The sequence below is a fragment of the Hyunsoonleella ulvae genome, assembly GCF_016827605.1.
In the GTDB taxonomy this organism is placed as follows: Bacteria; Bacteroidota; Bacteroidia; order Flavobacteriales; family Flavobacteriaceae; genus Jejuia; species Jejuia ulvae.
Genome location: NZ_JAEPJQ010000002.1, coordinates 91,483 through 105,868 on the forward strand (window position 1 = coordinate 91,483; position 14,386 = coordinate 105,868).

Annotated in this window: 13 protein-coding genes; 5 read left to right on the forward strand and 8 right to left on the reverse strand. The window is 34.6% G+C overall.

Features of this window, described 5'->3' with window-relative positions:
* The 3 genes from JS605_RS06205 to JS605_RS06215 all read right to left on the reverse strand — a co-directional run bounded on the left by JS605_RS06205 (nt 1) and on the right by JS605_RS06215 (nt 3,104).
* Entirely contained in the window at nt 1-936 is a 936-nt protein-coding gene (locus JS605_RS06205; RefSeq protein WP_203256836.1) for an ABC transporter ATP-binding protein, read from the reverse strand.
* 473 nt (nt 937-1,409) lie between these two features.
* A complete protein-coding gene (gene dnaJ / locus JS605_RS06210; protein WP_203256837.1) occupies nt 1,410-2,528 on the reverse strand; it encodes a molecular chaperone DnaJ in 1,119 nt (372 codons plus the stop codon).
* A gap of 9 nt (nt 2,529-2,537) precedes the next feature.
* A complete protein-coding gene (locus tag JS605_RS06215; protein ID WP_203256838.1) occupies nt 2,538-3,104 on the reverse strand; it encodes a nucleotide exchange factor GrpE in 567 nt (188 codons plus the stop codon).
* A 168-nt stretch (nt 3,105-3,272) separates the two neighbouring features.
* Here JS605_RS06215 and JS605_RS06220 point away from each other — a divergent pair, with 168 nt between their 5' ends.
* The 3 genes from JS605_RS06220 to JS605_RS06230 all read left to right on the forward strand — a co-directional run bounded on the left by JS605_RS06220 (nt 3,273) and on the right by JS605_RS06230 (nt 4,977).
* A complete protein-coding gene (locus JS605_RS06220) occupies nt 3,273-3,929 on the forward strand; it encodes a YceI family protein (RefSeq protein WP_203256839.1) in 657 nt (218 codons plus the stop codon).
* 159 nt (nt 3,930-4,088) lie between these two features.
* Nucleotides 4,089-4,451: a nuclear transport factor 2 family protein gene (locus tag JS605_RS06225; RefSeq protein WP_203256840.1), complete on the forward strand. Its 363-nt coding sequence runs from the start codon at nt 4,089-4,091 to the stop codon at nt 4,449-4,451.
* Nucleotides 4,452-4,593: 142 nt separating this feature from the next.
* Complete coding sequence (locus tag JS605_RS06230) at nt 4,594-4,977, forward strand: hypothetical protein (protein ID WP_203256841.1); 384 nt, start codon at nt 4,594-4,596, stop codon at nt 4,975-4,977.
* A gap of 14 nt (nt 4,978-4,991) precedes the next feature.
* Here JS605_RS06230 and JS605_RS06235 read toward each other — a convergent pair whose 3' ends face one another.
* Entirely contained in the window at nt 4,992-5,939 is a 948-nt protein-coding gene (locus tag JS605_RS06235) for an NAD(P)H-dependent flavin oxidoreductase (RefSeq protein WP_203256842.1), read from the reverse strand.
* Between the two features lie 173 nt (nt 5,940-6,112).
* Here JS605_RS06235 and JS605_RS06240 point away from each other — a divergent pair, with 173 nt between their 5' ends.
* Nucleotides 6,113-6,613, forward strand: coding sequence for a hypothetical protein (locus JS605_RS06240; RefSeq protein ID WP_203256843.1), 501 nt, complete (start codon nt 6,113-6,115; stop codon nt 6,611-6,613).
* A 14-nt stretch (nt 6,614-6,627) separates the two neighbouring features.
* Here the strand turns inward: JS605_RS06240 and JS605_RS06245 are convergent, their stop codons facing one another.
* From JS605_RS06245 to dnaK, 4 genes are all read right to left on the reverse strand, one after another.
* Entirely contained in the window at nt 6,628-7,857 is a 1,230-nt protein-coding gene (locus JS605_RS06245) for a class I SAM-dependent rRNA methyltransferase (protein WP_203256844.1), read from the reverse strand.
* A 128-nt stretch (nt 7,858-7,985) separates the two neighbouring features.
* On the reverse strand, nt 7,986-9,161 hold the full coding sequence (locus JS605_RS06250; protein WP_203256845.1) for a T9SS type A sorting domain-containing protein: 1,176 nt from the start codon (nt 9,159-9,161) through the stop codon (nt 7,986-7,988).
* Between the two features lie 202 nt (nt 9,162-9,363).
* The gene (locus tag JS605_RS06255) at nt 9,364-10,218 is read right to left on the reverse strand and encodes a T9SS type A sorting domain-containing protein (RefSeq protein WP_203256846.1); all 855 of its coding nucleotides are present in this window, start codon (nt 10,216-10,218) and stop codon (nt 9,364-9,366) included.
* Nucleotides 10,219-10,495: 277 nt separating this feature from the next.
* Nucleotides 10,496-12,436, reverse strand: a complete 1,941-nt coding sequence (gene dnaK / locus JS605_RS06260; RefSeq protein ID WP_317194143.1) for a molecular chaperone DnaK — start codon at nt 12,434-12,436, stop codon at nt 10,496-10,498.
* Between the two features lie 339 nt (nt 12,437-12,775).
* Here dnaK and JS605_RS06265 point away from each other — a divergent pair, with 339 nt between their 5' ends.
* Complete coding sequence (locus JS605_RS06265) at nt 12,776-14,197, forward strand: L-serine ammonia-lyase (protein WP_203256848.1); 1,422 nt, start codon at nt 12,776-12,778, stop codon at nt 14,195-14,197.
* Nucleotides 14,198-14,386: the final 189 nt, after the last annotated feature.

Sequence of the window (14,386 nt, forward strand, 5' to 3'; positions counted from 1 at the left end):
TTACTGTAGGTTATTGTTAGTTACTGTTTGTATAAAAATATCATTAACACTGGGTATAAGCTCAACAAAATGAGACACTTCTCCTTGAGACAACAAGAAACTCAATAAATCTTTAGATGATTGATTTTCAGATATTTTCACATTTAACTTCAACTCATCATTTAAGGTTTTAAAACTAGCGGAAGATGTAACAAATTTATCTGACAACATTTTTTCTAGTGCTACATTATCATTGGAATTTATACCAACTTCAAACGTATTGGATTTATATGCTCGTTTCACATCTAAAATCTTTCCATCTAAAATTTTGTTAGATTTATGGATAAGCGCTATATCATCACAAAGTTCCTCTACCGATTCCATTCTATGTGTTGAAAAGATAACAGTAGCTCCATTATCGCGAAGTCTTAAAATTTCATCTTTAATTAAATTAGCATTTATGGGATCAAAACCAGAAAAAGGCTCATCAAAAATTAATAGCTTAGGCTCATGCAATACGGTAACCACAAACTGTATTTTTTGAGCCATTCCTTTTGAAAGCTCTTGAATTTTCTTGTTCCACCAGTCCCCAATTTCTAATCTATCAAACCAATACTTAAGTCGTTCTTTAGCTACCGCTTTACTTAATCCTTTTAATTGTGCCAAATACATCGCTTGCTCTCCTACTTTCATAGATTTGTACAAACCGCGTTCCTCTGGTAAATAACCAATATCCTTTATATGCGATTCGTTTAAAGGTTCTCCATCTAAAACAACACTGCCTGAATCTGGTAAAGTAATTTGATTTATAATTCTGATTAAAGTGGTTTTTCCTGCCCCATTAGGACCTAAAAGCCCATAAATACTACCTTTAGGTACGGTTATAGAAACATTGTTTAATGCTGTAAAATTCCCGAACTTTTTACTAGCACCATTAACTTCCAATAGTTTGTCCATGCACAATTTTTAATTAAAAGAAATGTAAAGATATTAAATGTATGTGAGTTCATTAAACTCTAAACAAGTAAATTAATTGGGAAAAATTGACAATACTACTACCTTGATTTAGGATTTATCATTAAAAAATGATAACCTATTAACTCGCAGAAAAGACGGAATTATGTTGAGTTTGGTACAAAAACAAAACCCATCCTTAATTAAAACTAAGGATGGGAAAAAAATTGCTATGAAAAAGAAAAATTATCACTAATGTTAATTAGCGATAATCAAATATAGTTTTTTTTTCTTAACTAATAGCAAAACTATTAAGATAAGTTGTGCCTCACACAAAAAATTCCATTTTACTACGGATTTTTTTTAATCTATTGCACTATCTTCAATCTTATCATGAATATGATAAAAAATCTAAAGTTAGATCGGTAATAATCTTAGTTTAGAAAACTAATTATAAAGTTGCCTGCACAGAATGTTTAAGAAAACATATCTTTTACTTTTTCAAAAAATGACTTATCTGAACTCTCTGGCTTTGGGGAAAAATGATCATCTTCTAACATCGCCTCGAAAAACTCACGTTGTTCTTTGTTAAGTGTTTTTGGTGTCCAAACATTTACATGAACCAACAAGTCTCCTTTACCATAACCATTTAAACTAGGAATACCTTTTCCGCGCAAGCGTAAAATCTTTCCAGATTGTACACCAGCTTCAACTTTAATACGAACCTTGCCTGTAACGGTGTCAATTTCTTTGGAAGTTCCTAGTACAGCCTCTGGGAAACTTACATATAAATCGTAATGTAAATTATCGCCTTCTCTTTGTAATCGTGGGTGTTCTGTCTCTTCTACGGCTACTAACAGGTCTCCTGAAATACCATTACCGGGAGCTTCATTACCTTTACCTGATACCTTAAGCTGCATACCGTCTACCACACCTGCAGGTATTTTTATAGAAACTGTTTCTTCATTTACTTTTAAACCTTGGGCATCGGCATCAGCTGGTTTTCTATCGATAATTTGTCCAGAACCACCACATACATTACAGGGTGCAGAAGTTTGCATTCTACCTAATATGGTATTTGTAATTCTGGTTACTTGTCCTGTGCCTTGACATGTAGAACATGTTTTATATGTAGTACCTGGTGCTTGTACTTTACGTTTAACCTTAATTTTTTTCTCTACACCATTAGCAATCTCTTCCAAGGTTAACTTAACGCGTATACGAAGATTACTCCCTTTTACACGACGTTGGCCACCAGCACCTCCAAAACCAGAGAATCCGCCACCGCCAAAAGCACCACCAAAAATGTCTCCAAACTGGCTAAAGATATCATCCATGTTCATACCACCGCCTCCAAAGCCACCGCCACCTTCAAAAGCTTGATGACCAAACTGATCGTAACGGGCCTTTTTATCGGGATCACTTAATATCTCGTATGCCTCAGCCGCTTCTTTAAATTTAGCCTCTGCTTCTTTATCATCTGGATTTTTATCTGGATGAAACTCGATAGCTTTCTTTCTGTAAGCTTTTTTTATCTCACCGGCACTAGCACCTTTACTTACTCCTAAAACTTCGTAATAATCTCTCTTCGCCATGATTTTGTTTTATTGACCAACAACTACTTTTGGAAAACGAATGATGGTATCTCCTAATTTATACCCTTTTTCAACAACATCAACTACTTTACCTTTTAAATCATCACTAGGCGCTGGGATTTGTGTGATAGCTGTATGTACTTCTGCATCAAAAGTATCGCCTTTGGCGACTTCTGCCACAGAAAGCCCTTTCTTCTCAAGTGTTGATAATAATTTTTGGTAAATTAACAACACCCCTTTTCTTAATTCTTCTGCTTCTTTATCGTCTTCAATGTGAGTTAAAGCACGTTCAAAATCATCAAGAACAGGCAATAATTCTAACATTATTTCTTTACCTGCTGTTTTAAACAATTCTACTCGCTCTCTGGAAGTGCGCTTCTTATAGTTTTCAAATTCAGCAAATAAGCGCAAAAACTTATCCTTTTCTCCTTGGAGTTCTTCTTTTAATTTATCTTCAACAGATATTTCCTCTGTTGGTACTTCAGTGGTCTCTTGCTCTTCAACCGCTACTGCGTCGTTTTCTATGCCGTTAGCTTCCTCTGCTTTTATATCCTTTTCTTTGTTTTTCTTACTCATTGTACATTACATTAATACTGCTATATTTCGGTTGGCAAAAGTACTGCCATTATTACTAAAATGCCATATTGTCACAACTTTTTTTAACAAAATTTTTGTTTAACTTTTTTTTTATTCTATGAAACAAATTAGTTACATTTGATTTTTAAACACTAAAAACTATAAAAAATGAAAAAGAGTTTTAAAACTATACTTTTCCTAAGTGTAATTAGTATTGCACTCGTATCATGTAAAGATAAAGCTAAAGAAGCTGAAACATCCACTGCTGAAGAAGTAGCCGAAGCCAAAGTAGAAGCCGTAAAATATGTTGCTGATGCCAGTGCTTCTACCATAGAATGGAAAGGATTTAAGCCCGCAGGAACACATAATGGTGTGGTAAATTTAGAATCAGGTGTGATTAATATGAATGGTTCTGATGTTGAAAGTGGATCTTTCCTAGCAGACATGACATCTATTACCGTTCTGGATATTCCTGCTGATAAGAAAGGCAATGCAGATTTAGTTGGCCACTTAAAGAGTCCTGATTTTTTTGATGTGGAAAACCACGCAAATGCCGCTTTCGAAATTACAGGTTTAAGTGATGCTGAAGGTAAAACAATGTTATCTGGTAATTTAGCCATAAAAGGTATTAAACAAAATATCACTTTTCCTGTAAGTGTAACTACAGCTGAAGACACTATAACACTTACAAGTGAAGCGTTTACCATAGATAGGACTAAATGGGACATAAAATATAAGTCTAAATCTATTTTTGGTGATTTAGGGGATAAGTTCATCAATGATGATATTGAACTTAAAATAAATATCACGGCCAAAAAAGCTTGATTTTAAGAGTAGTGACTAACTCAAATTAATTTAAAAACCACCTTTTCAAGGTGGTTTTTTTGTACTAATACCTAAATTGAAGTAATAACATTTTATTAAGATATTACCTATCAATATTTCCATACTTTTAAAGCACAATCAAAAAAAAACTAAAATATTATGAGCACACAAGACGTAGCAAACCAATGGGCACAAATGTGTCGAGAGGGAAAAAATTTAGAATGTATCCAAGAGCTTTATGGTGATAATGTAACCAGTAAAGAAATGCCAGGAGTACCTTATGGGGAAGTGGTAACAGGCAAACAAGAGGTTTACGAAAAAAGTAAGCAGTGGTTAGATAATGTTGTGGAGTTTCATGGTGGAGACATCAGCGACCCAGTTATTGCTGGTAATCATTTTACAACTAAGATGAGTTTTGACGTTACATTTAAAGATAGAGGAAGACAACAAATGGAAGAAGTTTGTGTATTTGAGGTTAACGACGGAAAAATTGTTTTTGAGCAGTTCTTTTACACAATGTAAACTCTAAAAGTTTTAAAAAACATTGCCTCATTCAATTAGAGTGAGGCTTTTTTGTACCCTAAACAAATATTTTTCATGTGATATCTTTCTTACTCATTTAAAAAATATTATATTTAACGTAAGTAACCAACACCCTTGTACCATGAGAAAGCTAGTTTTTTTACTGTTTTCTATGTTCTTCCTAAGTACTTTTGGTCAAGAAATATCATGTTCTGATTTTAGAACAGGTAATTTTGAGTATGATAATACCTCTTATTCCGCATGGAAAATTACCAGAACTAACTCTGAACAAATTGAGACTAATACCTCTACTGGTCTTATCATACATAATGATATTGAGTGGCTATCAGACTGTGAATTTAAATTGACTTGTAGTAAAGTATCACAAAAGGAATATGAATACGCAGTTGGTAAAGTGTTTAAAATTATAATTACAGATACTGCAAAAAACGGTTATACCTGTATTATGAAACAGGGTAACACTCAGGCTAATGATATGACATTTAAAATGATCATCTCTAAATAAACGTAAAGAGGTCTTTAGCTTACTAACCTTTTTATAATATCACTTACTGGTAATATGGCTTTAGTATGTTCTATACTTGGTCCTGCTACCCAAACCGTCTTGTAAGTGGCTTTGGTAGCTGCATTTTTTGTGGCATTCATGCCAATTGAAAAACGTATCATTTTCACCCACTTTTTTAGCTTTCGGTTTTTATTTAATAGATGCTCTATCCAAGTTGCCTTAGTGCCTATTTTTTGAACATAAGGGGTATTTATTACTGTACATGGTGTCCCCGAGATACGTTCTGTCATAACAATGTCGTCTGCTCCAAAATCTACACATGCCTGTTTGTATTCATCAGTAACGTTAGCTTCTTTAGAGGCTATAAACGGACTTCCTACAGATACGCCTGCAGCTCCATAACTTAGCATTTTATCTATATCTGCCTTGCAACCTACCCCTCCTGCGGAAATTATCGGGATATTACAATTTGCGGTTAACGTCTTTATTAAGTTCTCTGGAGACATATTACCTCTGTGTCCACCAGCTTCATTGTTTACCGCTATTATTGCATCTGCTCCCAAACCTTCAACTTTTTTTGCAAACTTTAAATCGGTAACATCACAAAATACTTTTATACCTACTTTATGGGCTTCCTTAATAGTTTCTTCTGGGCTACCTAAAGACGTAATAATAAAGTCGCATCCCTCTTCACAAATTACTTCTAACTGCCCTTTGAATTTTACGTTAGACTTGTTCACTATTAAATTAAATCCAAAAGATCCGCCCTTGGGTTTAGCGGCTCTTAATTCCCGTAAAGCCACTCGAAGTTCATCCAAAGTTCTATAATTCAGGGCGGGAATACATCCAGCGATACCTCCATTCATAGCCTCTTTTACCATTGGCACATTAGACACTAAAAACATGGGGGCTTGAATAATTGGGTACTTAATATGAAGTAAATCTGTAAGTGTTGCAGCCATTAAAAATTATTTTATCAAATATACAAAAAATATTATGCATGCATAATATTTATAATCAGCAAGTTATATAAACCATACCAAAAGAATACAATAAAACACTGATAACATGATAATTATCATTGTATTTATTATGCATGCATAGCTAATTTTACAATCAAATAAACTTTACTATCATGAAAAATACTATTACAACTTTAACTTTCTTTTTTTGTGTTGGGATAATATACAGCCAAACCATAACACTTCCTGAAACAATCATTACTCTAAATGCTGAATATTTGAGTTTTGAAGCTTATAAAAATAGGTGTGATTACGTAAAAAAAATAGAACAAGCACTTCTAAGCTATAAACACGATGGCATCTCTGAACTTTATGACCGTAAAGATGATATCTACATGGTTACTTTCGAATTACCTAAGGGTAAAATAATTGCTTCATTTAATAAAGATGGCAAAATTGTTAAAACCTTTGAAACTTATCATAATGTAAGATTACCTGAAAATATTCTGCAATCCATATCAAAAAAACACCCAAAATATGCTATTGTAGCAGATAAGTATATCGTGAAATACGATGTAAAGTCTGGACATTTAAAACAAGTGTATAGAATTATAATTGAAAATAAGAATACAGTTATCACACTAAAAACTAATAACCAAGGGGAGCTTATTTAAACAAATCATCTGTACTATTCCATAAATTGGTAATACCCGCTTTTTAAATAAGCTCCTTCTGGAAACCCAATAGGATGATCTACATCGTGTTGGGTTTTTAATGTAATGGTATAGGCTCTACCTGTTGATGATAACACCTCTTTATTAATATCAAAAAAACGCTGTGCTGTTACTCTGGAAGAGCATGACGCCAGAACTAGTAGTCCGTTTTTAGATGTTAGCTTCTCTCCTAACTTCGCTAATTGTGCATATTTCTTTTGTGCTAGTGCTATCTCCGTAGCTTGTTTCGCAAAACTTGGAGGATCTATAACAACCACATCAAAAGTAATACTGTTTTTTATGAGCTTATTTAAGGCTTCAAAAGCATCGCCTACAATGGTTTTATGTTTTCCTGAGTATGAGTTTAATTTTCCGTTTTCAACAGCAATTTCTAGTGCTTGTTTACTAATATCTAAACTCGTTACTTCTTTTGCGCCATTAGCAAGGGCATGCACAGAAAAACCTCCTGCATACGAAAACACATCTAAAACTGTTTTACCTTTACTCCACGCTCCTACTTGCTTTCTGTTGGCACGATGGTCTAAAAAATAGCCTGTTTTATGACCTTTAATAACATTGGCTGAAAAATTCACACCATGTTCTACAAAAGTAACAACGTTATCCTCCAAAGTTCCATAAACTATCTCTCCGTCTTTTAGTTGGTGTGATTTTGAATTCTTTAAGCTTCTGCTTAATCGCATCACTATAGTTTCAGCATTAGAAATTAGTTGTAAACTTTTTAATATAGGTTCTAAATAAGGTAACCATATTTCAGAATACATTTTTACCACTAAAACGGAAGCATAAACATCTGCAATCAATCCAGGAAACCCATCGTTTTCTCCAAATATAAGTCGATAGCTATTCGTATTGGTTTCTAATAAGGTCTTTCGCTTCTTAAAAGCATCCTTTATCTTATTTTGAAAAAAAGCTGTATTAATTTCTACCTTTTCCATCCCAGAATGCAGCATTTTTATTCGGATTGGGGAATTGGCGTCATATAAGCCTAAGCCAATAACACGGTTCTTATGTTTATGAAATATAACAGCTAAATCCCCTGTTTTAGCATCCTTGTTTATTTTAGTGATGCTATTAGAAAACACCCATGGATGTCCTTTTAAAACAAACTGTTCGCCCTTAGCGTTTAGTTTTACAGCTAATCGTTTAGGATGATAATTCGATATGATATGGGATGAAAATGACATACGTTCTTTATATACCTCAAAAATATTGGTTTTGTATTGATTAAAAAATTATCAGTTATAACAAATAAAAAATGCACCTCCATATCAAAAAAATATAGAGGTGCATATGAGCAAACAAAATATAGTTTTTAATTTTTGATGATCTTTTTTATGACTTGATCTTCTCCAATATTTAATTTTAAAAGATATAAACCATCAGATAAATTTGAAATATTTATACCTCCATCTACTACATCTAACTTTTGAGCTATCTTTAATCCTTTAGCATCAAATAGCTCAAACGTGTAAGAGGTATTATGATTAGTTATATGAATGATATCTTTTGTTGGGTTAGGGTATATAGATATTTCATTGTAGTCTATAGAATCAGTATGTAATGGATTGTTAACAAAAACTCTACTACTACCATTACTGTAGTTAAATGCTAGTAACTCATTCCAAATAAAATCTATTGTACTTTGAAAATTAGCTTGTACCAACCCGTTTACGGTATTTGGAATTGTATAGGTTACTGGGGCCTTTTCTTCGTAAATAGCCATATACGTTATTAAACTAGCTAAAAAATAAAGTGTTGGTTCGCCGTGCGGTGCGTTATCTTCATATAAGTCTAAAATAGGGATTTGACTTAAAGGTGTTTCTGTTAACAGCTTACTCATAACAGGTCCTACAGGAATCATTCTTATATTTTCACTTGGGCGCGCAGCGTGTACAAAATCCTGATAATCAATCCACCAGTTGTGAAAGTCTCCAAGCGTGTAATTATTATAATTTTCAAATTCAGTTTCTGATGGAGGGAAACTTTCTCCTGCAATAAAACCTGCCATATCAGGCCAATTCTCATAAATATAGGTTACTGCCTGCTCTTCTTGACTATCAATCCAATCTACAATATCTAAAGTTGCAGATAAGGGAGATGTAGTTGGGTTTCCATCATAATTAACGTTAGAGGGTTGATATTGTACAAAATTTGCAGCTGTTAATAAAAAGGTATTAAAGTTAGCTTCTGAAAAATTTTGAGTATCAGAATCCCACGCTGATGGTACTTCACTAAAACCCCATTGCGAAATAGGCGGCAGGTTGGCATGCTGTGGCAAAAACCCATATTGTCCAGAAACCGAAATATTATGTCCTGCTTCTTGGGACAGTAGATGCAACCAATGAGGGACAGTAGTTTCATCCGAATCTGTAGCATGCACAATGAGACTATGTCCAAAAACAAACATAGTTCTATCCTGTTGAGCTATTGTTTTATTAGAAATAACAAGACATAATAATACTAAGGCTAATTGTAGTAGGTTTTTCATTTGATAATAATTTTTAAGATTTGGTATTCATCAATATAACAAACTACTTAAAAAAATTCCTACCTAATTTTTTAAAAAATTCACAAAATATTTTTGCTAGTAATTAAGTTTCTGGACTATATAATTAGTTTTTAAAATGTTACATAAAAAAGGTTAGCAAAATGCTAACCTTTTTAAGTATTACTTTTATAAAAAATTGTGGTTATTCCTTAATAAATTTAAAAGAAGCACCACTTTCTAAAACTAGAAAATACATACCAGAAGTCAATCTTGAAATATCCACTGAGTTAAAATTACCATTGATTATGCTTGTAGATAATTTTTTTCCAAATGCGTCATAAATATGTGCTTGTTTGTCTGTGATATTGCCTCTAATATTGATAGCTAAATTTGCAGGATTAGGAAATACCGAAACCTTTGTTTTTGATACGTTATTAGTGGATAGTGTCGGTAAGTCTCCTGTTTCCCCTACAATTAAAATGGCGTTATCGAATCTAAAAGTGCCTTGAGAATCTGCTAAACTAAATAGTACTCTTACATCTGATGGATCAAAAGCAGGATCTAAATTTGCTAACTCTATGTCAAAGGTAAAGGTAACTGGATGAAAGTTACCATCTGCTGGGAAATCTCCTTGCGGAAATGCAGCTCCTTGAAACCCACCATTCTCTGTAAAAACCTGAATCTTTAATGTATCATCTGTACCATTTCCACCTGGAGTTGGAGCATTTGAGCTTACCCAAATACGCCCTGAAAATGTTGTTGGTCCTGTAGGTTCTAATAAAGGTGCAAAATTTAATTCCTGTCGTATAGAACTAGCTCCATCATTTAAAGGGTTTGAAACTACCTGTACGTTCATTTCTAGTGAGCCACTACCAGACGCTCCAGAAGAGCCTCGATTTTCTGTAGAAAATGCAAATGTATTCATTGCGCCAGAAAAACCAAGTTGGGTAGTCCATCCAGAAAGATCGGTATCAAAATCTGGATTAGCCAATAAGTTTGTTTGAGAAAAAGCTAAACTAAAAGTAAAGCTTAAAAATAAGAATGTAATTTTTTTCATAATTAGTTTAATTTAAATGAATATTAACCAATATTTATGCCTTAACGTATTGGTCTAGTCTAATATATCATCACATTAAACCTTGCTTTAGAACAAATAAAGCATTTAGTATAATTATAGCGTCTTAATATTAAAATACCTTGTAATACACTGATAATCAATTATAAATATTAGTACTACTTAAACTACATTATGATACTTTCAAACAAAAAAGGCATAACCAAATTGGTTATGCCTTTTATATTACTTCGAGCTTAGATCTTCCGACTTTTAGCTTTTACTTCACTTCTTCAAAATCAACATCTTCCACATTGTCGCCTTCAGATTGTGCTTGCTCTCCTGCACCAGCATCTGGTCCTGGTTGTGCACCACCAGCTTGTTGTGCTTCTGCCGCTTGTGCTTTGTAAATTTCTTCACTAGCAGCTTTCCAAATCTCATTCAGATTATCTAGAGCTGGCTGTATTAAAGCCAAATCTTTTGTTTCAAATTGCTTTTTCAATTCAGCTAAAGCCTCCTCAATCTTAGACTTGTTATCCGCTGATAATTTATCTCCAGACTCTTCTAGTAATTTTTCAGTTTGGAAAATCATAGAATCTGCCTCATTCAATTTCTGGGCTTGTTCTGCAGCAGCTTTATCAGCTTCAGCATTTGCTTCAGCATCAGCTTTCATTTTTTGGATTTCTTCTTCAGTTAATCCAGAAGATGCTTCAATTCTAATATCCTGTTTTTTACCAGTTGCTTTATCTTCAGCAGAAACTTTAATGATACCATTGGCATCAATATCAAACGTTACTTCAATTTGTGGTGTACCACGTCTTGCTGGTGGTATACCATCTAAATGGAAACGCCCAATAGTTTTATTATCTGCAGCCATTGCTCTTTCCCCCTGTAACACATGAATCTCTACAGAAGGTTGATTATCAGCAGCAGTAGAAAACACCTGTGATTTTTTGGTAGGAATGGTAGTATTTGCCTCAATAAGCTTTGTAAATACATTACCCATGGTTTCAATACCAAGAGATAATGGTGTTACGTCTAATAAAAGTACATCTTTTACATCTCCTGTTAATACACCACCTTGGATACCTGCACCTAGAGACACCACTTCATCTGGATTTACACCTTTGCTTGGTGCTTTTCCAAAGAATTTCTCAACAGCAGCCTGTACAGCAGGAATACGTGTAGAACCTCCTACTAAAATCACTTCATCAATATCACTTTTACTCAAACCAGCTGCTTTCAATGCAGACTCACAAGGCTCTATAGTACGCTTAACTAAATCGTCGATTAACTGCTCAAATTTAGAACGTGTTAATGTACGCACCAAGTGCTTTGGTCCACTGGCAGTCGCAGTGATATATGGTAAATTAATCTCAGTTTGAGAAGAAGATGATAACTCAATCTTAGCTTTTTCAGCAGCTTCTTTTAAACGCTGTAAAGACATTGGGTCTTCTCTCAAGTCCATAGACTCTTCAGCTTTAAACTCATCGGCTAACCAATTGATAATTTTTTCATCTACATCATCACCTCCTAGATGTGTGTCACCATCAGTAGACAATACTTCAAACACACCGTCACCTAACTCTAAGATAGATACATCGTGGGTACCACCTCCAAAGTCAAACACAACTATTTTTTGGTCAGTCCCTTTCTTATCTAAGCCATAAGCTAACGCAGCAGCAGTAGGCTCATTAATAATACGCTCTACTTTTAAACCTGCAATTTCTCCAGCTTCTTTAGTAGCCTGTCTTTGCGAATCGTTAAAATAAGCAGGTACTGTAATTACTGCTCTACTTACATCTTGTCCTAAGTAATCCTCTGCAGTTTTCTTCATCTTTTGAAGAATCATAGCAGATAATTCCTGTGGTGTATACAACCTGCCGTCAATATCAACTCTTGGCGTATCATTATCACCCTTTACCACTTTATATGGTACGCGTTCTGCTTCTTTGGTAGATTCAGAATATTTATTTCCCATAAAACGCTTTATAGAATAAACCGTTTTAGTAGGATTAGTTACAGCTTGTCGTTTTGCAGGATCTCCAACCTTAATCTCTCCGCCTTCTACAAAAGCTATCACAGATGGTGTAGTACGTTTACCTTCAGCGTTTGGGATAACAACAGGATCATTACCTTCCATTACCGAAACGCAAGAGTTGGTTGTTCCCAAATCGATTCCAATAATTTTACTCATAATATGTTTTTTATTGTGTTGAATATTCTTTTTAAATTTCGTTTTATAATAGTCAATCTTTATGCCAAGGCAAAAAGTGTGACATAGTGTCAGCTATCAGTAAGCAGTATACAGTGGCAGTAGGCAGTTTCTCTAATAGTCAATAATAAATATTTGGGCGCAACCCACAAGGGGTCAGGCTTTCACTACTCAATCCCTCCTACGTCGGGGATTTCAAACATGCCGTTCAATCCCTTGCGCGGGTATGTCCGCAAAAGTCAGTGCTAAATCATTGCTTTTCGGTTTTCAAAACACTTAGTGTCTTACCGCTTTTGCAAGAGTAAAAAACACTCTATATTTGTTTACTATAACGTTTTAGTAACTATGGAATGTATTTCAGTTTTTGATATGCTTAAAATAGGGGTTGGACCTTCAAGCTCCCACACTTTAGGCCCATGGCGCGCAGCCGAACGCTGGATTCAAGAACTAAAGTCTGAAGAAAAATTTCATCAGGTAGAAAAGGTTACCGTGAACCTTTACGGATCACTCTCTTTAACAGGAAAGGGACATGCCACAGATTATGCAGTGATATTAGGACTTAGTGGTAAAGATCCCGAAACCATTTCAACTGATAGTATAGAGCGTACAGTAAAATCCATTCAAAAGAGCAACATTTTACATTTTGGAGGAGAAATACAGATAGACTTTAATCCAGAGACCCATATTGTTTTCAATAGAAAATTTTTACCCTTTCACGCCAACGGTATCAGTTTCACAGCCATAATAAATGGTAAAAAACACACTTCAAAATTTTACTCTATTGGTGGCGGTTTTGTGGTAAAAGAAGAGCGTAAAAATGCCAAACGCAATTTTGAAATAAAATGTAGCTTTCCCTACCCTATTGAAAAAGGTACGGAACTACTCCAGTTTTGCAAACAACTTAAGATTCCCATCTCAGAAGTTGTTCTGGAGAATGAAAAATCCATTCGATCTGAAAAAGAAATTGATAAACAACTAAAGCGTATTTGGGATACCATGCTAAATTGCATGTATACAGGCTGCCATACTGAGGGTACGCTTCCTGGAGGACTAAATGTAAGACGTCGCGCCTACGATTTACACCAAAACCTAAAAGGCAACACACCCTACTCCAATCCAGTAGAATGGATTTATTCCATTAGGAACACAGAAGTAAAGTTTAGGCAAATTTTAAAATGGGTAAGCTGTTTTGCTTTGGCGGTAAATGAGGTTAACGCCTCCTTAGGACGTGTAGTTACTGCCCCGACCAATGGAAGTGCTGGTGTGATACCAGCTGTTTTAATGTACTATCTGGTTATAGAAAATCATGATGGTAATTTTGAGGATATCAAACGGTTTCTATTGATTGCCGGAGAGATTGGCAGCATCTTTAAAAAAGGAGCTACCATAAGTGCAGCAATGGGAGGATGCCAAGCAGAAATAGGAGTGTCTTCTGCTATGGCAGCGGGGGCATTATGCGAACTTCTAGGTGGTACTCCAGAGCAGGTATTAATGGCCGCAGAAATAGCTATGGAACACCACTTGGGATTAACATGTGATCCCATCGGGGGTCTAGTGCAAATTCCATGCATAGAACGTAATGCTATGGGAGCCATAAAAGCTATTAATGCCTCTGAATTGGCACTAGATACCTCTCCCGAACATGTAAAAGTACCTCTAGACAAAGTGGTACATACCATGTGGGAAACCGCAAAAGACATGAATACAAAATATAAAGAAACCTCAGAAGGCGGTCTAGCTGTTGGCGTACACATATCAGACTGTTAAAAAAGCTAAAAGCGTCTGACTCACAATTACTTGTATATTTTGCCGTTTATGTTTTTATGTATTGAAGTGAAACCTCTATAAATTACAACCCTACAATACGCTTTATCGAAAAAATAATTCTTTAATCGGTAATTTATTTATATTTGGACGGATTAAGACTTAAAAAACTTACATTTTAAGTGAATTCAT

Excerpts from the sequence above, each read along its gene's own strand:
- JS605_RS06205 (WP_203256836.1), bottom strand. The coding sequence starts at position 936 with ATGGACAAACTATTGGAAGTTAATGGTGCTAGTAAAAAGTTCGGGAAT.
- dnaJ (WP_203256837.1), bottom strand. The coding sequence starts at position 2,528 with ATGGCGAAGAGAGATTATTACGAAGTTTTAGGAGTAAGTAAAGGTGCT.
- JS605_RS06215 (WP_203256838.1), bottom strand. The coding sequence starts at position 3,104 with ATGAGTAAGAAAAACAAAGAAAAGGATATAAAAGCAGAGGAAGCTAAC.
- JS605_RS06220 (WP_203256839.1), top strand. The coding sequence starts at position 3,273 with ATGAAAAAGAGTTTTAAAACTATACTTTTCCTAAGTGTAATTAGTATT.
- JS605_RS06225 (WP_203256840.1), top strand. The coding sequence starts at position 4,089 with ATGAGCACACAAGACGTAGCAAACCAATGGGCACAAATGTGTCGAGAG.
- JS605_RS06230 (WP_203256841.1), top strand. The coding sequence starts at position 4,594 with ATGAGAAAGCTAGTTTTTTTACTGTTTTCTATGTTCTTCCTAAGTACT.
- JS605_RS06235 (WP_203256842.1), bottom strand. The coding sequence starts at position 5,939 with ATGGCTGCAACACTTACAGATTTACTTCATATTAAGTACCCAATTATT.
- JS605_RS06240 (WP_203256843.1), top strand. The coding sequence starts at position 6,113 with ATGAAAAATACTATTACAACTTTAACTTTCTTTTTTTGTGTTGGGATA.
- JS605_RS06245 (WP_203256844.1), bottom strand. The coding sequence starts at position 7,857 with ATGTCATTTTCATCCCATATCATATCGAATTATCATCCTAAACGATTA.
- JS605_RS06250 (WP_203256845.1), bottom strand. The coding sequence starts at position 9,161 with ATGAAAAACCTACTACAATTAGCCTTAGTATTATTATGTCTTGTTATT.
- JS605_RS06255 (WP_203256846.1), bottom strand. The coding sequence starts at position 10,218 with ATGAAAAAAATTACATTCTTATTTTTAAGCTTTACTTTTAGTTTAGCT.
- JS605_RS06265 (WP_203256848.1), top strand. The coding sequence starts at position 12,776 with ATGGAATGTATTTCAGTTTTTGATATGCTTAAAATAGGGGTTGGACCT.